The following is a 19,107-nucleotide window of genomic DNA, read 5'->3' as shown; positions in this document are numbered from 1 at the left end:
GAAAGGAAACCCGATGCTTGACCCGGTCAGCCTGAAGTACGATGCCAATGGCCTGATCCCCTGTATTGCGCAGGACCATGCCAGCGGCGAGGTTCTGATGATGGCCTGGATGAATGCGGACGCGGTGGCGCAGACCTTGCAGACGGGCCGCGTCACCTATTGGTCGCGGTCGCGCCAATCCTTCTGGATCAAGGGCGAAAGCTCGGGCCACGTGCAGAGACTGGTCGAGCTGCGGATCGATTGTGATCGCGACTGTCTGCTGGCGCTGGTCGATCAGACCGGGCCTGCCTGTCACACGAACCGGCGGTCGTGCTTCTACACCGCGGTCCGTGACGGCCAGGAGGTCGTGATCATGGAGCCGATGACGTAAGAGGGGCGCTGCCCCACCGCCCTGCGGGCGGTCCCCCGGGATATTTATGCACAGAAGATGGGCTAGAGCCCGATCAGACGCCGGATGTCCTCCGGCGTCGCGCCGTCGTCGCGGAACTGGCGAATGGCGCGGGCATCGTCGCGTTTCGCAAGACGCTTGCCCGCATCGTCACGGATCAGGCGATGGTGGTGATAGGTCGGTTGCGGCAGGTTCAGCAAGTGTTGCAGCAGCAGATGGATCCAAGTCGCGCCGAACAGGTCCTTGCCTCGGGTGACCAGGGTGACCCCCTGGGCCGCGTCATCGACCACGACCGCCAGATGGTACGAGGTTCCCATGCCGCGCCGCGACAGGATCACGTCGCCGATATCGCTGATAAATTGGTCGCGCGTCATGCGATGCGGGCCGACGGACAAGATCGCATGATCGTGAAATTCGAGTTGGTCGCGCCGCAGATGGTCGAAGGCGCGGGCCACGTCCAGGCGGATCACGTCACCGGGCCCGATATCCGACATCGACCGGTGCTGACAGGTGCCCGGATAGATCAATCCATCGGGGCCGGCGGGCAGCGCGGCTTCCTGCGGGGCGGACAGGGCGGCGCGGATGTCGCCGCGACGGCAGCGGCAGGGATAACAGAACGGTGCGAGTTGGGTCAGCGCCCGATCATAGGCGGCCATGCGATCTGACTGGCGCATGACCGGTTCCTGCCAGCGCAGGCCCAGCCATGCCAGATCCTGTTTCAGGGCCTGTTCAAACCGAGGTTTGCAGCGGTCGCGATCGATATCCTCGATGCGCAACAGAAACTGCCCCGGATCGGCAAGCGACTGGGCCAGAAGCGCCGAATAGGCGTGGCCCAGATGCAGAAGCCCCGTCGGAGAAGGGGCGAAGCGGGTGCGCGTTACTGCGTGGCCAGCCATGCCGAGAAATCGTCCTTGGCGCGCTGGGTATAGGCAGGGTAGCGATCCTTGCGGCCCTTGCGCCCGCCTTTCATCTGATCCAGCGGCGGGAACAGCCCGAAATTGACGTTCATGGGCTGGAAGGTCCTGGCCTCGGCGCCGCCGGTGATGTGATTGACCAGTGCGCCGGTCGCGGTGGTGAAGGGTGGGGGGGCCAGATCCTGCCCCTTGGCCTGTGCGGCGGCCATGCGACCGGCCAGCAGACCCATCGCGGCGCTTTCGACATAGCCCTCGACCCCGGTGACCTGTCCGGCAAAGCGCAGATTGGGCTGGTTGCGCAGGCGCATCCGGTCATCCAGCAGCGTGGGAGAGTTCAGGAAGGAATTGCGGTGAATGCCACCCAGCCGCGCGAAGCTGGCATTTTCCAGACCGGGGATCATCCGGAACACCTGCGTCTGGGCGCCGTATTTCATCTTGGTCTGGAAGCCGACGATATTATACAGGGTTCCCAGTGCGTTATCGCGGCGCAGCTGGACGACGGCATAGGCCTTTTCTTCGGGGTTATGCGTGTTGGTCAGCCCCACGGGCTTCATCGGGCCGTGGCGCAGGGTTTCGCGGCCGCGCTCGGCCATGACCTCGATCGGCAGGCAGCCGTCGAAGTAACCGGCGGTCTCGCCTTCGTGGAATTCGGTCTTGTCGGCTGCCAGCAGCGCGTCGATGAACGCCTCGTATTGCGGCTTGGTCATCGGGCAGTTGATATAGGCGCGACGCTCGGCTTCGGTTTCGCCCTTGTCATAACGGCTTTGTTCCCAGGCGACGGACATGTCGATCGTGTCGGCATGGACGATCGGGGCGATGGCATCGAAGAAGGCCAGTGCCTCGGTTCCCGTCAGGCCACGGATCGCAGTTGCCAGCCGGTCAGAGGTCAGCGGCCCCGTCGCCACGATCCAGTTGCCGGTGTCGGGCAGATCGGCGATTTCACCGTTGCGGATCTCGATCAGCGGATCGGCACGCAGCGTCTGGGTGACGGCCTGTGAAAACGCGTCGCGATCCACGGCCAGCGCGCCACCGGCGGGCAGGCGATGACGGTCGGCCATCTCCATGATCAGGCCGCCCGCCGCCCGCATTTCCCAATGCAGCAGGCCGACGGCATTCATCACGTCATCGTCGGAACGGAAACTGTTCGAGCAGACCATTTCAGCGCAATCGCCGGTCTTGTGCGCGAAGGTTTCGACGCTGGGACGCATTTCATGCAGGATCACGGGCACGCCCGCACGGGCGATCTGCCATGCGGCCTCAGAGCCTGCCAGGCCAGCACCGATGATGTTGACGGGTTCCATGAGCACTCTCCTGATCCGGGATCGGCGCATCCGCTAGCAGGCGCCGGGGCAAAAGGAAAGGGCGGCGCCAAGCGGCACCGCCCCGTGGATCTTCTGGCCCTGAACGGGCGCAAGGATCACTCTTCGGCTGCGGCCTCTTCGACCTCGGCGCCTTCGGCTTCTGCCGCGTCGTCGTCCGAACGCAGGGCCGAGGGTGCCGCGATGTTCGCGATCACGAAGTTGCGGTCGATGGTTGCCTTGGCGCCGGCGGGCAACTTCACATCATTGATGTGGATGCCGTCGCCGATGTTCAGGCCGGCCAGATCGACGGTGATGTGATCCGGGATGTCGCCGGCGGTCACGTTCAGTTCGACCTCGTTGCGGACGGTCACAAGCGTGCCGCCTTTTTTCAGGCCCGGGCATTCTTCGTGGTTGATGAATTCAACCGGAATGAACAGCGAGACCTTCGAGGTGCGGCGCAGACGCATGAAGTCGATATGGACGGGCAGGTCCTTCACGACGTCTTTCTGAACGGCGCGGCAGATGACGCGCACGTCGTCCTGACCTTCGACCTTCAGGTTGAACAGCGTCGACATGAAGCGACCGGCACGCAGTTGCGTCAGCAGCTTGTTGAAGTCGAACTGGATCGCGACGGCATCCTTGTGGTCACCATACACGATACCCGGAACCTTACCTTCACGGCGAGCTTGGCGGGCGGCCCCCTTGCCTGTCCCCGCGCGAGGCTCGGCCACCAGATCAGGGATCTCTTTGGCCATGATATATATCCTCAAACAGTTGTGTTGACCGCCATCCTCCAAGGGTGCATGACGGCAGAGCGCGGCCTATAGCGCAGCGTGGCGATTTTGTGAAGGGCGAATCTGCGCCCCTATGCGCCGTATTCCGACAGGAAGCCCTGCGGCAGCATCACGTTCTGCCGACCCAGCGCCTGCACGCGTTTTTCGCCGCACAGCGCCATCGTGGTATCCAGTTCGGCACGGATCACTTCCAGGGCGCGCGTCACGCCGGCCTCGCCCATCGCGCCAAGCCCATGAACGAAGGCCCGCCCGATCCAGGTGCCATGCGCCCCAAGGGCCAGCGCCTTCAACACGTCCTGACCGCTGCGGATACCGCTGTCCATGTGGATCTCGACCTGATCGCCCACGGCTTCGACGATATGCGGCAGCATCCGGATCGAGGACAGCGCGCCGTCCAGTTGCCGTCCGCCATGATTGCTGACAACGATGGCATCCGCGCCGAAATCAGCCGCGATGCGGGCATCTTCGGGGTCAAGGATGCCTTTCAGGATCAGCTTGCCGCCCCACATGTCGCGGATGCGGGCGATCTTGTCCCAGTCCAGCTTTTCGTCGAATTGCTCGGCCGTCCAGCTGCCCAGGGAACTGGCATCGCCGACGCCCTTGGCGTGCCCGACGATATTGCCGAAGAAGCGGCGCTTGGTCTGCAGCATCCCCATGCCCCAGCGCCAGCGCGTCGCAAGATCCAGCATCGTGGGCAGGGTGAATTTCGGCGGCGCCGACAGGCCGTTCTTCAGATCCTTGTGGCGCTGACCCAGAATCTGCAGATCCAGCGTCAGAACCAGCGCATTGCAATTGGCGCGCTTGGCCCGCTCGATGATCGCGGCAAGGAAATCCTGATCCTTCATGACGTAAAGCTGGAACATGAAGGGCTTTGTCGTGTGCTGCGCGACATCCTCGATCGAGCAGATCGACATGGTCGACAGGCAGAAGGGCACGCCGAATTTCTCGGCCGCGCGGGCGGCCAGGATTTCGCCATCCGCGTGTTGCATCCCGGTCAGGCCGACAGGGGCAAGCCCCACGGGCATCGCAACGGGCAGCCCCACCATGTCGCTTGCGGTCGAGCGGCCCGACATGTCCACGGCAACTTTCTGGCGCAGGCGGATCCGGGCAAAATCGGTGCTGTTGTCGCGAAAGGTCTGTTCGGAATAGCTGCCCGATTCGGCATAGTCGTAGAACATGCGCGGTGTGCGCGCCTTGTGCAGCCGTTTCAGGTCGTCGATGCAGGTGATGACAGGCATGGGCAACTCGCTTTTTGGTCAAAAGTTCTTACCAAGCGAAGCGCCTTTGCGCAATCAGTTGCGACCGCCCTGCATCCGCTGGCGCAATTCCGGCTCGATCACGGGGCCGCGCAGCGCGTCAGCCCGCGCCCGCAGCGCATCGGCGCGGCTTTCGGCGGTCTGGCGAGTGGTGGCCGGGGCGTTTTCCTCGGGGGTCAATTGCGGTGGGGTCAGCATCTCGGCCGTGGGGCGCAGATCGGGATAGCCGTCATCGGCCGCGCAGGCGGCAAGGATCAGGCACAGAAGGGCAGGGCATGTCAGGACAGGACGCGGCATCATGGCCGCAGATTAGGCCGCGCCAACGGGCTTCACAATGGCCTTCCCCCCGAACGGGTCAGCACTTATGACAGTTGCATGGCACGCACCCAAGGTTCCCGCGCCGAGATCACCGGCCCCCTGATCCGCACCCATGCCCTGCAACTGTTCGCGCGGCAGGGCTACGCAGCCGTGTCCATGCGTCAGATCGCGGCGGCGGTCGGCGTGCAGGCGGGTGCGCTGTACAGCTATATCCCTGACAAACAGGCGCTTCTGGCCGATCTTCTGGAAAGCCACATGCAGGATCTACTGGACGCCTGGCGGGATGATCCGGCGCTGCCCGCGCTGCGGCGGCTGGAAGGTTTCGTGCGTTTTCACATCGATTTCAGCCTTGATCATTCCGACGCGGTCTTTCTGTCCTACATGGAACTGCGCAACCTGACCCCGGACAATCACCACCGGATCGTCGCCTTGCGCGAACGCTATGAAACCGCACTAGAGGTGATCCTGCGCGACGGCGTGACTTCGGGCACGATGCGGCTGGACGATCCGCGGCTGACTACGATGGCGCTGATCGCCATGCTGACCGGCGTGACCAACTGGTATCGCGAAGGCGGGCGTCTGGATCGGCAGCGCATCGGCGATATCTACTGGGGATTGGTGCGTGGCGCGGTCGGGGCCGATTGACCGCGGCCCGTTTTGACCCCACATCCTTTCTAGCCCAAGATTGGCGCTGCCGCTTGCCGAACCACCGAACCAGTCAGATAATCGCCCCATGAGTCTGCCCCCCGGCTTCCTCGACGAACTTCGCAACCGCGTTCCGATCAGCCGCGTGATCGGGCGCAAGGTCGTCTGGGATCAGCGCAAGTCGAATCAGGCGCGCGGCGATTGGTGGGCGCCATGCCCGTTCCATCAGGAAAAATCGGCCAGTTTTCACTGCGACGATCAGAAGGGCTTCTATTACTGCTTTGGCTGCCAGGCCAAGGGCGACGCTCTGACCTTCCTGCGCGAAATGGATGGGCTGGAATTCATCGAGGCCGTCAAGGTCCTGGCCGCCGAGGCCGGCATGCAGATGCCCGAACCCGATCCCCGTTCCCGCGAACGCAGTGACCGCCGATCCCGGCTGATCGAGGTGACCGAGGCCGCCTGTCGCTGGTTTCGCCTGCAATTGCAGACCGGTGCCGCGGCGGATGCCCGCGACTACCTGCTGCGTCGAGGATTGGACCGCGATGCCGAGGATCGCTTCGAGATCGGCTTTGCCCCGAACAGCCGCACCGCATTGTTCACGGCGCTGCGCGAAAAGGGGTTCGACGAGGCGCTGATCATCGAGGCCGGTGTCGCCGCGCGCCCCGATGGTGGGGGCACACCCTATGACCGGATGCGCGACCGCATCATCTTTCCCATCAGGGACGGGCAGGGGCGCTGCATCGGCTTTGGCGGACGGGCGATGGATCCGAATGCACGGGCCAAATACCTCAACAGCCCCGAAACGCCGTTGTTCGACAAGGGCCGCAACCTTTACCATATCGGCCCCGCCCGCGCCGCCGTTGCCAAGGGACAGCGCCTTATCGTCGCCGAGGGCTATATGGATGTGATCGCGCTGGCCCGTGCGGGTTTCGAAGGTGCGGTCGCCCCGCTTGGCACCGCGATCACCGAAGATCAGCTGCGCCTGATGTGGCGGGTCAGCCCGGAACCGATCATCGCACTGGATGGCGACGCGGCTGGTCAGCGCGCCGCGCGCCGGCTGATCGATCTGGCCTTGCCGCTGACCGGGCCCGGACAGGCGCTGCGCTTTGTCATGCTGCCGACGGGGCAGGACCCGGATGACCTGATCAAATCCGCGGGGCCGGGGGCGATGGGTGCCCTGCTGGATCAGGCGAGACCGCTGGTTGACCTGCTGTGGGAACGCGAAACCGAAGGGCAGGTCTTTGACAGCCCCGAACGCCGCGCCGCCCTCGACCGGCGTCTGCAAGAGGCGATCGGCCGCATCCCCGACGAACTGACCCGCCGGCACTATACCGACACCATTCGCGACAAGCGCCGCGAGGTGATGGGCGGCTGGAAACCGCGCGCCAAGGGCCGTGGCAATGTGCAGGCGGGCCCATGGCCCGCCCGGCGCGGCGGGGCCTCGATGGCCCCGTCCGCGCCGCGCCCCCCGATCCCGATGAACGGCCCGCAATCGACGGCGGACCTGCTGGAAGGGGCCAGCCTGTTGATCTGCGCATTGCGCCCCGAATGCGTGGCGCAGATCGAATCGCGACTGGAACGGCTTTTGCCACGCGATGCGGACCGGGCCGCTTTGCTGCATGACCTGCTGACCGGCGGCGATACCGATGCCGGGCGGCGCGCCCTTGAAACCCTGCGCACCGACGCCCATCTGGGCCTGACCCCGAAACTGATCGAAAGCCAGGACCTGGAATCGGCGCAGGCGATCCTGACCAACCTGATCGACCGTCTGGACGCCGAACGCGCAGCGGGGGCCGAACTGGTCCGCGCAGAGGCCGAAATTCAGGGCGAAGCGGATGAGGGCCTGACCTGGCGCATTCAGCAGATCACCCGCGCCCGCCACCGCGCCGAACGCCCCGAGATGGAGGAACGCGGCGATCTGAACGAGGACCGCGACGCCCTTTCGGCCCAGCTGGATCAGTTCCTTTCGGGGCAGATCTGGCGCAAGCCGACCCGTTGAAACCGATGCCGCAACGCGACCGAAACCGAATCACCCGAATCGAAACTGCGAATCATTAACTGCCTGCGTCTTTGATTCGGTTCTGAACCGCGCTAGAACGCATCAATGACCTCTCTGATTCGCTGCCCCGCCTGCGAATGACCGCCCCGAGAAGGAGCCCTGGATGGCCGCCAAGGACGACGAGCAAGACAAGAACGACAAGGACGACAACGCCCATTCGCTGGACATGAGCCAAGCGGCCGTCAAGAAGATGATCGCCGAGGCGCGAGAGCGTGGCTATATCACCTATGATCAGCTGAACACGGTGCTGCCCCCCGAACAGGTCAGCAGTGAGCAGATCGAAGACGTGATGTCGATGCTGTCCGAAATGGGCATCAATGTCATCGAGGACGAGGAAGGCGCCGAAGAGCCCGAAGGCGGCGCGGTTGTCACCACCGGCTCTGGCTCTCGTGAGGTGGCGGTCGCGGCGACCGAAACCGAAAAGCTTGATCGCACCGACGATCCCGTTCGCATGTATCTGCGCGAGATGGGCAGCGTCGAACTGCTGTCGCGCGAGGGCGAGATCGCCATCGCCAAGCGGATCGAGGCCGGTCGCAACACGATGATCGCCGGGCTGTGCGAAAGCCCGCTGACCTTCAAGGCCATCACCATGTGGCGCGAGGAACTTCTGGAAGAAGAGATCCTTCTGCGCGACGTGATCGACCTGGAAACCACCTTCGGTCAGTCCATGGATGACGAGGATGGCGAGGGCGAAGAGGAACTGACGCCGCAGGCCAGCAGCTCGGAACCTCAGCAGAAGCGCGAGGAACTGGATGCCGACGGCAATCCGATGCGCGGCGAGGATGACGACGAAGAGGATGAGGGCGCAAACCTGTCGCTGGCCGCGATGGAAGCCAGCCTGAAGCCCAAGGTTCTGGAAACGCTGGAAATCATCGCGCGCGATTACGAGCGTCTGGCCGATATGCAGGACCAGCGGATGTCGGCGACGTTGAACGAAGACAACAGCTTTTCGGCCACCGCCGAAAGCGACTACCAGAAACTGCGCAGCGAGATCGTCGTGCTGGTGAACTCGCTTCATCTGCACAACAACCGGATCGAGGCGCTGGTCGATCAGCTTTACGGCATCAACCGCCGCATCGTGACCATCGACTCGGGCATGGTGAAGCTCGCTGACGCCGCACGCATCAACCGCCGTGAATTCATCGATGCCTATCGCGGCAGCGAACTGGACCCGACCTGGGTCGAACGCCTGTCGCAGAATGCCGGCCGTGGCTGGCAGGCGCTGTTTGACCGGTCGCGCGCCAAGGTCGAGGATCTGCGCGCCGAGATGGCGCAGGTCGGCCAGTATGTCGGCGTCGATATCGAGGAATTCCGCCGGATCGTCGCGCAGGTTCAGCGCGGCGAGAAAGAGGCACGTCAGGCCAAGAAGGAAATGGTCGAGGCCAACCTGCGTCTGGTGATCTCGATCGCCAAGAAATACACGAACCGCGGGCTACAGTTCTTGGACCTGATCCAGGAGGGCAATATCGGCTTGATGAAGGCCGTGGACAAGTTCGAGTATCGCCGCGGCTACAAGTTCTCGACCTATGCGACCTGGTGGATCCGTCAGGCGATCACCCGCTCCATCGCGGACCAGGCGCGCACGATCCGCATCCCGGTCCACATGATCGAGACGATCAACAAGCTGGTCCGGACCGGTCGCCAGATGCTCCACGAGATCGGCCGTGAGCCGACGCCCGAGGAACTGGCCGAGAAGCTGCAGATGCCGCTGGAGAAGGTTCGCAAGGTGATGAAGATCGCCAAGGAACCGATCAGCCTCGAAACCCCGATCGGGGACGAGGAAGACAGCCAGCTGGGCGATTTCATCGAGGACAAGAATGCCGTCCTGCCATTGGACAGTGCGATTCAGGAAAACCTCAAGGAAACGACCACCCGCGTTCTGGCCAGCCTGACCCCGCGCGAGGAACGGGTTCTGCGGATGCGTTTCGGCATCGGCATGAATACCGACCACACGCTGGAAGAGGTCGGTCAGCAGTTCAGCGTGACCCGCGAACGGATCCGTCAGATCGAAGCCAAGGCCCTGCGCAAGCTGAAGCACCCCTCCAGAAGCAGAAAGCTGCGTTCCTTCCTTGACCAATGATCTTGCCGATACCACCGACGGTCTAGCCTTCGTTCTTTATCGCAGCGCGGCGCGCGACGGGCTTGGCAAGGATGATCTTCAGGCCATCCTTGCCTCGGCCCGCGAACGCAATGGGCAGCACGGCATCACCGGCTGCCTGCATCACGAGGACGGGCTATTCTTTCAGTGGCTGGAAGGTCCTGCCGAAAAGATCGACCTGGTCATGGCGATGATCCGCAAGGATGGCCGCCATGACCAGTTGACGGTGCTGGACGATGGGGCGCTGAATCAACGGCGCTTCCGCGACTGGCATATGCGGTTTTCGGACCGCAATCAGAAATCGCTGATGGACTGGCTGGCGCAATCCGACGCCTCGACCGTCAATCCCGGCGAATATACGCGCGGAATTGTCGCCTTCTTGCAGGCGCTGGCGATCTGACCCCCCCTGCAACCGGGCTTGCGGTTTCAGCACAAAAAGTGAACACTCCGCGCAGATTTCGCGAATGGAGACAGCATGTCCGAACAGATCGCCGCCTGGTTCAATGATGTGTCGCGGTTGCAGTTGATGCTGGGACTGGCGGTGCTGGCGCTTGGGGCGGTGGTGCTGATCTGGCGCCGTGGCCGGCAGGATCAGGTGGCGCTGTCATCTGCCCTGGCCGAAAGCCGCGATCAGGCCGCCGCGGAAAAGGCCCGCGCCGATCAGTTCTCGGACAATCTGCGGCAGGCCGAACTGCGTCTTGGTCAGCAGGATGTCCGGCTTGAATCCCACGGGGCGCGGCTGGCCGAACTGGCCGAGGAACGCGACGGTCTGACAGACGCGCTGCATCAGGCCCGGCAACAGGCCGCACAGATCCAGACCGAATTGGCCGAGGCCAGGCTGCGGGCCGAAAAAGATCGCGAAAATGCCGCGCGTGAGATTCAGACCTTGCGTGAATTGCGCGAAGAAATGACCGGCCAGTTCAAGCTGATGGCATCGGAAACGCTGCGGGTGCAGCGGGCCGATATGCAGCGCTCACAGGGGGAACACCTGTCGGCGTTGCTGACACCGTTCCGCGATCAGGTGCACCGCTTTCAGACCGAATTGCAGACCCGCAACAAGGTTCTGGACGAAGAGGGCGCCCGCCTGCGCGAACAGATCCTGACGCTGCACCAGAGATCGGAACAGATTTCGCGCGAGGCGGTCAACCTGACCCGTGCGCTGAAGGGCGAAAAACAGCGACAGGGCGCATGGGGCGAAATGGTTCTGGAACGCATCCTGGAAGAATCGGGCCTGCAATCCGGCACGCATTACGACATCCAGTCCAGTTGGCGCGACGAGGACGGCAAATTGTGGCGACCCGACGTTGTCGTCAAGATGCCACGGCAGAAGATCATGGTCATCGATAGCAAGGTTTCGCTGAATGACTATGAACTCTCGGTCAACAGTGAGGACCCTGCCGAGGCCGAGGCCGCGCTGCGTCGCCATGTCGCCGCGATCCGCACCCACATCACCACGCTTGGTGACAAGGGGTATCATCAAATGGATGATAATTCAGTGGATTACGTTCTGATGTTCATCCCGATTGAAGGCGCTTTCTCCGAGGCGTTGCGCGCTGATCCATCGCTTGCCGCCTTTGCGCTGGAACGTGGTGTCGGTCTGACGACGCCGACCACGTTGATGCTGACCTTGCGGACGGTGGAACATATCTGGGCGGTCGAGCGGCGCGAAAGCAACGCCATGGAAATCGCGCGACGCGCCGGCGCGCTGTACGACAAGGTTGCCGGCTTCGTCGACTCGATGGAGCAGGTGGGCAAATCGCTGGATCAGGCCAATCGCGCGCATGGTCAGGCTATGGATCGCCTGACGCGCGGATCGGGCAACGTGATCCGTCAGGTCGAGATGCTGCGCGAGTTGGGCGCGCGGGCACAGAAGAAAATGGCGATCGATCACGATGGTGCCGAGGTCGGGGAACTGCCGCATCCCGATCAATCCTCGCAGACGGGCTAGGTCATGCTGCACAGCCTGATCCAGATCGACACGGCAGGGCCAGCCTTCCACGAATTCACCGACCGGCTGTCTGAATGGCTGCGCGACAATGCCGTGCAGGACGGAGTTCTGACGCTGATGGTCAGGCACACGTCCTGTTCGCTGCTGATACAGGAAAACGCCGATCCCGATGTTCAGGTCGATTTGCTGAACTGGCTGGATCGGATCGCCCCGCAGGCTGACCATCCCGACATGCGCTGGATTGTCCATCGCCATGAGGGGCCGGATGACATGCCCGCGCATCTGAAATCTGCCGTGCTGCCGACCAGCCTTCAGGTCCCGGTCATCGGCGGACGGATGGCGTTGGGCCGCTGGCAGGGTGTTTACCTTGTCGAACACCGCCACGCCCCGCATCGTCGGCAGGTCGTGGCGGCATTCATTCCCGGTTAGTTCTGCGGCATCAGATAGATTTCCCGGATCGCGGCGCGCTGCGGGGCCGTGATCGCCTGAATGACGGCCTCTGCCACGTCCTGCGGTTGCAGCTTGTCCGGGGCGCCGTTGTCGAAGAACGGGGTGTCGACCATGCCCGGCGCGACAACCGCGCAGCGACCGCCCCATTCACGCATTTCATCGGCCATGTTCCCGGCATAGCCATGCACGAACCATTTCGTCGCGCCGTAGATCGAGCCCTTGATATGCTGCCGTCCGGCGGATGACCCCGTCAGGACCAGCGTGCCCTTGGTCTTTTTCAGTTCAGGCAGGGTCGCGCGGGCGGTCTGCACAAGCGCGGTGATATTCAGTTCGATCATGCCCCGGATATCGTCCAGATCGCCTTCGACCGTGCCGGGCTTGTCCAGTCCCCGCCCGGCATTCGCAAACACCGCATCGATGCCGCCGAATTTGCCGATACAGTCCGACACCGCCTGATCCAGATCCGCCATCCGCGTCACGTCGCCCACGATCGGCAGGGCCTTTTCGCCCAGATCCTGTGCCAGCGATGTCAGCTTGTCCGCGCTGCGCGCCATCAGGGCGACGTTCCAGCCCTGTTCGACAGCAGCCCGCGCCGTGGCGGCGCCAATCCCCGAGGATGCGCCCGTGATGAAAAGAGTCTTGGCCATGAGAAGGTCACTTTCGTCTGCGAATTCTGCCGAGGAACGCGGCTTTCGGGACACAGGTTCCAGACCCTGCATCTAGTGGCCTGTGGATAACGCTACCCAACCGCTGGCCATTTACCTATAGTGTATGGGGAATCTGGGTCAGAGGGGACAAGGGATGCGCTGCCCGTTTTGCGGAAATGTGGATACGCAGGTCAAGGATTCACGTCCTGCGGAAGACAATGTCGCGATCCGGCGGCGTCGCTTTTGCCCGGCCTGCAGCGGGCGATTCACGACCTATGAACGGGTCCAGCTGCGCGATCTGGTGGTGGTGAAATCGAACGGCAAGCGCGAAGATTTCGATCGCGACAAGATGGCACGTTCGATCCGCATCGCGATGCAGAAACGCGCCGTCGAACCTGATCGCATCGAACAGATGATCAGCGGCATCGTCCGGCGTCTGGAAAGCACCGGCGAAACCGATATTCCATCCAAGGCTATCGGCGAGATCGTGATGGAGGCACTGTCACGCATCGACAACGTCGCCTATGTCCGCTTTGCCAGCGTCTACAAGAATTTTCAGGACGCCGACGATTTCGACAAGTTCGTGTCCGAACTTCGCCCCAACAATCTTCCCGAATAGCCCGTGCCGGCAACGCAGGACGACCGCCGCCACATGGCCCATGCGCTGCGCCTTGCGCGGCGCGGATTGGGCAATGTCTGGCCGAACCCCGCCGTGGGCTGTGTCCTTCTGCGCAAGGGTCGGATCGTAGGCCGCGGCTGGACCCAACCCGGCGGCCGCCCCCATGCCGAGCGTATGGCCCTGGACGTCGCAGGCGATCTGGCGCGGGGCGCAACGGCCTATGTCACGCTTGAACCATGCGCCCATCACGGTCGAACCCCCCCCTGTGCCGAGGGGCTGGTCCAGTCGGGCGTCCTGCGCGTCGTCAGCGCATTGACCGATCCCGACAGCCGCGTCGCCGGTCGTGGCCATGCGATCCTGCGCGACGCCGGGGTCGAGGTGGTGGAAGGCGTGATGGAGGCCGAGGCCCGTGACTTGCAGGCGGGCTTTCTGTCCCGCATCACACGCGGGCGTCCTTTCGTCACGCTGAAGCTGGCCAACAGTTTCGATGGGCGCATCGCCACCGCGAATGGTGACAGCCAGTGGATCACCGGGCAGGCCGCCCGCGCCCATGTTCACGCATTGCGTGCCCAGCATGACGCGGTTCTGGTCGGGGCAGGGACCGCCCGCGCGGATCGCCCGCGCCTGAACGTGCGCGGCATCGCCACCCCGCGCCAGCCCGTGCGCGTGGTACTGGGCGGCGACATCCCCGGCCTTCCGCCCGAAGGTGCCGAATTCGGGCCGCTGTGGCATCTGCAAGGCGATCCGGTTGCCGCGCTGGCCGAACTGGCCGATCGCGGCATCACCCGCGTCTTCTGCGAAGGGGGCGGTGTGCTGGCGGGCAGCCTGCTGCGCGCGGGGCTGGTCGATCATCTGATCGGCTATACCGCCGGGGTCGTTATCGGCGCCGACGGACGCCCGGGCACCGGGCCGATGGACCTGCCTGCCTTGTCGCACGCGCCGCGGTTTCGGCTGATCGAAACGCGGACGATCGGAGGCGATCTGTTCCACCGGTGGCAGGCGATCTAGCGCCGCCATATCCAACTGTGACCAGCCAGTGCGCCCTGAGCCTTGGCCAGCAGACGCAGCATCGGTGGCCCCGCCGTCAGGTCGGGATCGGCCAACCGGTCCAGCGCAACCTCTGGCGGGCAGGGCAGGCCCGTGACCGGGTCGCGATAACGCGGATAGGCGATCAGCGCGGCATAGGCAAAGGCCGCCAGCGAGGGGCGTGCTTGCCGCCGTGGCGGCACCGGACCCATATCGCGCGTCAGCCCCCAACCGGCATAGAAGGGCGCCCCAAGGGTCACGACCGGCAGATCACGCAAAAGCGCCTCGAACCCCATGGTCGAGCTGATCGTCCACAATTCATCACTATTGGCGATCAGCGTCAGGGGATCGGCGTGCCGTGCGATGTGATCGGCCAGCTTGCGCAGCATGGCTTCTTCGACCCGACCGGGGCGCAACCCGGCTTCGACATCGGGATGCGGCTTGTAGGTGATGAACGCATCCGGGTTGTCGCGCCGGACCCGGCTTAACAGGTCCAGATTGCTGCGCTCGGCCCCGCCGCCAAGACGGACCGAGGCGTCATCCTCGACCTGTCCGGGCACCAGGATGACCTTGCGACCAGCAGTATCGGGCATCATGTGTGCAGCACTGGCCAGATTGTATTTCGACAGGGCAAGCTGCCGGATCTGCGCGATCAAGGCGGCCGCCCGCGCCTCGCACCCCGGTGGCGGACCGTCCGCGATCATGCGTTCAAGCCTGCTTTCGCGCGACGGATCGTAATAGATCCCCAGATCATCCGCGACCAGTGACAAGGGTTGCACAAGCTGCGCGCCCAACCCGCGCGAGCGGATGAACCCATCCTCGACCCGGATCGCGCGGCTGTCGGGCTGCGCCTTGCCTGCCCAGACAAGCGTCACCGATGGATCGGGCCTTGCGGTAAAGCGCACCCCCTTGCCATCGCCGAACGCCTTCGAGATGAAGCCCCGTTTCCACAAACGCATGCCATGCGCCAGATGCCCGCCGTGATCCTGACGATAGGTCTTTGACTCGGCCTGCAACTGATCGATCGCGCCGGAAAGATCGGTCAGCCGATCGCGACAGGGATCGTACCAGACGGGGGCCAGCATATGGCTGGCGGCGAACAGGGCGGGCACATCGACCGGAGACCGGCGCGCGATGGGATTACGATCATCGCTGTTGCCCCAGCCGGCATAGAAAGGTTGCCCGAACAGCACGGGCCGGTGCCCCGCCAGCATCGCCTCGTAGCCCAATTGCGAACTGACGGCATAGACCGCGTGGGCGTTTTCAACCAGCCTCCAGGGTGAAACCGGGGCGTCGCAGATCACCTCGTCGGGATGCAGGTCATCGGCCGTCAGATGGCCGGGGCGCAGCCCTGCCGCGGTTTCGGGGTGGCTGCGCAGCACGATGCGCCGCCCCGGGTTTTCGTCACGCGCGGCTTGCAGCATCGTCAGAAACAGGCCGCGATCCGCACCCATCAGCGACGCGTCACCCCGTGTCTGATCGACCACCAGAACATAGCCCGGCCTGGGCGGAGCGTTCTCTGGCAGATGGGCGTTGTATTTCGACAGATCCAAGGCCCGCAATCTTGCGATCAGTTCGGTGGCCCGACCCCGTTCCGCGCCTGCATCGGGCGATGTCGCCAGGCGTTCGATCAGGGATGGTCCAGTCGGGTCGAAATGCAGGCCCACCGGATCGATCAGCAGCCCTATGGGTCCACGCCGCGCCACGGTATGACGCGCGCGTCCCGGCAGGATGGATCGCAGAAAGGCATCCTCGACCGTGACGATCCGCGCATCGCGACGTTTTGCCACCGCGCGGCCGCGCCAAGCATGGGGGCTGGCCCCCCAGATGCCGACATGATCGCCCGCAAAGGGCAGGCCCATGCGAATGTCCCACCCGGCAAGTGCAAGGATACGCCTGATGCGGGGCTGGCGCCAGAAACCGGCCGTATAGACAAAAAGCCGCCGGGAATTCCCGGCGGCTTCATGGTCGTTCATCGGACGGGGTCCGGGATCAGTTGGCAAGGTTCTGGACGGAGTTGACCGAACCGATCGTCCCCACGACCGCGCCGATCCGCTTGCGCCACTGGGCCATCGGCGCCTCGGTGACGTAGACGGTATCGCCGTCGCGAATGTAGAAATCGCGGGCAAGGAACAGACCGTTGGGGCGCGTCAGGTCCAGCACATAGGCCATCCGCTGCGAACCGTAGACCGGCTTGCCCAGAACCTTGCTTGCAACGGCCTCGGGCTCGTCGCGCAGAACGAACACGCCGGTCGGGTCGGCCAGGTTCGAGTTCAGACCGCCGACCATGGCAATCGCCTCGATCGCGCTGATCATTTCATTGCCCAGGGGCACGCGGGTCTGACCGCCCAATGCGCCAAGCGCGGTGAAACTGCGCTGATCTTCCTCGACCAGGATGATGTCGCCGGGGCGCAGGGCGATGTCGTTGGACGCCCCTGCATACAGATCGGTCAGCCAGACCTTGCCGGTGCTGTTGCCGCGTTTGACGGTGACAACCGCGATTTCGGGTTCGATCGCGACACCGCCCGCCTTGGCCAGCATGGCCGACAGGCTGCGGGTCGGACGCTCGATCGGGTAGACACCCTGACCGACGACCTTGCCCAGAACCGAAACTGTCGCGCCATCGCCCGCCACGCGGGTCACGGTGACCTGCGGGTCCGGGGTCTGTTCGCTGAGCCGCGTGGTGATCACTTGACGCAGCTGATCGGGGGTCGAGCCTGCGGCACGCACGCGCCCGGCATAGGGCACGAAGATATAGCCGCCGCTGTCGACCTGGATCTGCTGCAACTGGCTGGACGACGCCCCAAGCGAGGTCAGCAGCCCGTCATCGACGTTTTCCCAGATCGACAGCCCCAGCACATCGCCCGCGCGGATTTCATCCGCACCGACGGCGCTGGCATTGCGAAAACTGTTCGAAAAGCCGTAAGCCGGGGTGAAATTGGACGCCCGGGTCACATGGTCATTGACGAAAATCACCTGAGCGTCGCCGCCGCGTTCCACGGCCCCGTCATAGATTTCGGGCTTGTTCGGACCCGAGCGGGGCAACGCAGCGCAGGCAGTGAGAAAAATCAGCGACGCAAGCATGGAGGCACGCGCCGCCAGGTTGCGTGAAAGAAAGGCTGTCACCTCGTGAACTCCTGTAGTCGTGCGCCGTCTTCGCGGCAATTGGTACAAATCTATCGCCGAAAGGTGATGAAGGCCACAACAGATTGTGTGGATCAGAAACTGTCGGTGACCTGTTGCCGAATTCCACTACGGCCCGCGGCCAGCAAACCATAGGTATCCTCGGGTTCAAGGATCAGGTCGCTGACGATGCGCAGGGCATGACTGCGCGAACGTTCGGAATAGTATCCACCGGGGATCTGGCTGGTCTGCAGCAGAAAATCGCGCAGGATCTTGTAGGCCGCCGGATCGGGCGGCTGCGGGTCGGCAAAGAAATCCGCCAGCGATTGCGGCGAAACGATCCCGGGCTTTTCATAGATCGCGCGACCCAGCGTCTTGACCGGGATGCCGCGCCACAGTGCCTGCTGCGCCCCGGTCGAATTCACGGTGACGATCGACTTCGCCAGCGCCATCATCGCCGCAAGACGACCGCCGCGCAGGTAATGAACGCGACCCTGCAACCCGTATTCACGGGCAAAGCGCCGGATGGTGCGCAGGTTCTGCGAGCGCCCATCCTCAAGCGGATGGGCCTTGAAGATCAGGTGGTGATGGGTCGGCGCGGCCTTGGCGAAATCGGCCATGACCACCTTGATGAACTGCGCGTTGCTGCGAAACCTGGAATGGCCCTGAAAGTTTGAATCATGTTGCAGCTGCATCAGGACCAGCGAATAGGGCGCACCGCTGCGACGCACCTGCCGCCATCTGCGACGCCGTTGCAGATCATAGGCGGGCATCATCAGCAACCGTTTGAGGTTCAGGCGAAATTCCTCGCGGACGCTGATATCGCGATGGCCGCGGTAATTGCGATAGGCGCGGTTCCGCACCATCACAAGGAAATGGTACAGCGCGCCATAGAATTTGTGCTGCCGCATGTCGCCCCAGCTTGCCGGCGGCCGTTTCACGTCGCCAAGCGTATCGCGCAGCGCCGCACGCATGTCGCCCAAGGGGATCCGCATCAGCGGCGAATGTCCGTTCGAGCCCCCGCGTTCATAGCTGATCCAGTAGGGCCTCAGATACCCTTCCTCAAAGACATGCATGCGGATGCCGTCTTCCTCGGCGGCGGCGCGCGCCACCGCGTGGATCGGCCGCACATCCCCGTAAAGGACGATATCTGTCACGCCCTTTTCCGTGATGATCCGGTCCAGATGCGGCGGCCAGTCATGCAGCGTGCCTTCGTGACGGATAAAGCGGTCACTGTCGGACCAGAAGAATTCGTCGCCCGCGTTGAAGCCCACGCGCCAGACCTGCGCACCCGCCGCACGCAGCAACGCGCCCAGACGGTCAAAGAACGGCCCATGTGGCCCCTGCAGCATCAGAAACACGCGCTGATCGACCGGCGGCAGGGCCGATCCGTCGGCGGCTTGCGCAAAGCCTGGCAGTGGCGGGGCGTCTTGCTTCATCAGAAATACATAGGGCCGAAGGGCTTAGGAAAAGTTAACCGCCCCACCTTGCCATGTCGCGACCGGGCTTACCAGTGACAAG

18 protein-coding genes are annotated in these 19,107 nt (G+C 63.8%); 9 read left to right on the top strand and 9 right to left on the bottom strand.

The genetic code is table 11. From position 1 onward, the window contains the following. The first annotated feature begins 13 nt into the window (after positions 1 to 13). A complete protein-coding gene (gene hisI / locus BMX67_RS12680) occupies positions 14 to 370 on the top strand; it encodes a phosphoribosyl-AMP cyclohydrolase (protein WP_090735592.1) in 357 nt (118 codons plus the stop codon). Positions 371 to 432: 62 nt separating this feature from the next. Here hisI and gluQRS read toward each other — a convergent pair whose 3' ends face one another. From gluQRS to BMX67_RS12655, 5 genes are all read right to left on the bottom strand, one after another. Continuing rightward, on the bottom strand, positions 433 to 1,284 hold the full coding sequence (gene gluQRS, locus BMX67_RS12675; protein WP_090735589.1) for a tRNA glutamyl-Q(34) synthetase GluQRS: 852 nt from the start codon (positions 1,282 to 1,284) through the stop codon (positions 433 to 435). Next, a complete protein-coding gene (trmFO, locus tag BMX67_RS12670; protein ID WP_175479894.1) occupies positions 1,266 to 2,603 on the bottom strand; it encodes a methylenetetrahydrofolate--tRNA-(uracil(54)-C(5))-methyltransferase (FADH(2)-oxidizing) TrmFO in 1,338 nt (445 codons plus the stop codon). The genes gluQRS and trmFO overlap by 19 nt, the downstream gene beginning before the upstream one ends. Positions 2,604 to 2,719: 116 nt before the next feature. After that, the gene (locus BMX67_RS12665) at positions 2,720 to 3,358 is read right to left on the bottom strand and encodes a 50S ribosomal protein L25/general stress protein Ctc (RefSeq protein ID WP_090735583.1); all 639 of its coding nucleotides are present in this window, start codon (positions 3,356 to 3,358) and stop codon (positions 2,720 to 2,722) included. Between the two features lie 110 nt (positions 3,359 to 3,468). Then, a complete protein-coding gene (locus tag BMX67_RS12660) occupies positions 3,469 to 4,635 on the bottom strand; it encodes an alpha-hydroxy acid oxidase (RefSeq protein WP_090735580.1) in 1,167 nt (388 codons plus the stop codon). A 54-nt stretch (positions 4,636 to 4,689) separates the two neighbouring features. Beyond that, positions 4,690 to 4,953, bottom strand: coding sequence for a hypothetical protein (locus BMX67_RS12655; protein ID WP_090735578.1), 264 nt, complete (start codon positions 4,951 to 4,953; stop codon positions 4,690 to 4,692). 75 nt (positions 4,954 to 5,028) lie between these two features. Here BMX67_RS12655 and BMX67_RS12650 point away from each other — a divergent pair, with 75 nt between their 5' ends. From BMX67_RS12650 to BMX67_RS12625, 6 genes are all read left to right on the top strand, one after another. After that, positions 5,029 to 5,616 carry a TetR-type transcription factor C-terminal domain-containing protein gene (locus BMX67_RS12650; protein ID WP_090735575.1) on the top strand — a complete coding sequence of 196 codons (588 nt, stop codon included), beginning with the start codon at positions 5,029 to 5,031 and terminating at the stop codon, positions 5,614 to 5,616. A gap of 88 nt (positions 5,617 to 5,704) precedes the next feature. Continuing rightward, complete coding sequence (gene dnaG / locus BMX67_RS12645) at positions 5,705 to 7,615, top strand: DNA primase (RefSeq protein ID WP_090735573.1); 1,911 nt, start codon at positions 5,705 to 5,707, stop codon at positions 7,613 to 7,615. A gap of 163 nt (positions 7,616 to 7,778) precedes the next feature. Next, positions 7,779 to 9,755 (top strand): RNA polymerase sigma factor RpoD, encoded by a 1,977-nt coding sequence (gene rpoD / locus BMX67_RS12640; RefSeq protein ID WP_090735570.1) that lies wholly within the window; start codon positions 7,779 to 7,781, stop codon positions 9,753 to 9,755. Beyond that, a complete protein-coding gene (locus BMX67_RS12635) occupies positions 9,745 to 10,173 on the top strand; it encodes a BLUF domain-containing protein (protein WP_090735568.1) in 429 nt (142 codons plus the stop codon). Before rpoD ends, BMX67_RS12635 begins: the two co-directional genes overlap by 11 nt. A gap of 75 nt (positions 10,174 to 10,248) precedes the next feature. Next, on the top strand, positions 10,249 to 11,721 hold the full coding sequence (locus tag BMX67_RS12630) for a DNA recombination protein RmuC (RefSeq protein WP_090735565.1): 1,473 nt from the start codon (positions 10,249 to 10,251) through the stop codon (positions 11,719 to 11,721). A gap of 3 nt (positions 11,722 to 11,724) precedes the next feature. After that, on the top strand, positions 11,725 to 12,150 hold the full coding sequence (locus tag BMX67_RS12625; protein ID WP_090735562.1) for a secondary thiamine-phosphate synthase enzyme YjbQ: 426 nt from the start codon (positions 11,725 to 11,727) through the stop codon (positions 12,148 to 12,150). On the opposite strand, the gene BMX67_RS12620 is transcribed toward BMX67_RS12625, so the two are convergent. Then, entirely contained in the window at positions 12,147 to 12,818 is a 672-nt protein-coding gene (locus tag BMX67_RS12620; RefSeq protein ID WP_090735834.1) for an SDR family oxidoreductase, read from the bottom strand. The two genes, BMX67_RS12625 and BMX67_RS12620, sit on opposite strands and share 4 nt — an antisense overlap. 154 nt (positions 12,819 to 12,972) lie before the next feature. Here BMX67_RS12620 and nrdR point away from each other — a divergent pair, with 154 nt between their 5' ends. Then, a complete protein-coding gene (gene nrdR / locus BMX67_RS12615) occupies positions 12,973 to 13,437 on the top strand; it encodes a transcriptional regulator NrdR (RefSeq protein ID WP_090735559.1) in 465 nt (154 codons plus the stop codon). A gap of 3 nt (positions 13,438 to 13,440) precedes the next feature. Continuing rightward, positions 13,441 to 14,445, top strand: a complete 1,005-nt coding sequence (gene ribD / locus BMX67_RS12610) for a bifunctional diaminohydroxyphosphoribosylaminopyrimidine deaminase/5-amino-6-(5-phosphoribosylamino)uracil reductase RibD (protein WP_281249170.1) — start codon at positions 13,441 to 13,443, stop codon at positions 14,443 to 14,445. On the opposite strand, the gene BMX67_RS12605 is transcribed toward ribD, so the two are convergent. From BMX67_RS12605 to BMX67_RS12595, 3 genes are all read right to left on the bottom strand, one after another. Continuing rightward, positions 14,442 to 16,439: a capsular polysaccharide biosynthesis protein gene (locus BMX67_RS12605; RefSeq protein ID WP_090735554.1), complete on the bottom strand. Its 1,998-nt coding sequence runs from the start codon at positions 16,437 to 16,439 to the stop codon at positions 14,442 to 14,444. The two genes, ribD and BMX67_RS12605, sit on opposite strands and share 4 nt — an antisense overlap. A gap of 16 nt (positions 16,440 to 16,455) precedes the next feature. Continuing rightward, on the bottom strand, positions 16,456 to 17,508 hold the full coding sequence (locus BMX67_RS12600; RefSeq protein ID WP_483874351.1) for a polysaccharide biosynthesis/export family protein: 1,053 nt from the start codon (positions 17,506 to 17,508) through the stop codon (positions 16,456 to 16,458). A gap of 173 nt (positions 17,509 to 17,681) precedes the next feature. After that, on the bottom strand, positions 17,682 to 19,025 hold the full coding sequence (locus BMX67_RS12595) for a capsule biosynthesis protein (protein WP_090735552.1): 1,344 nt from the start codon (positions 19,023 to 19,025) through the stop codon (positions 17,682 to 17,684). Positions 19,026 to 19,107 lie beyond the last annotated feature (82 nt).

The organism is Paracoccus homiensis (assembly GCF_900111675.1).
GTDB lineage: Bacteria > Pseudomonadota > Alphaproteobacteria > Rhodobacterales > Rhodobacteraceae > Paracoccus > Paracoccus homiensis.
The sequence above is the reverse complement of the archived record's forward strand: the minus strand, read 5'-3'. Positions and strand labels throughout refer to the sequence as shown.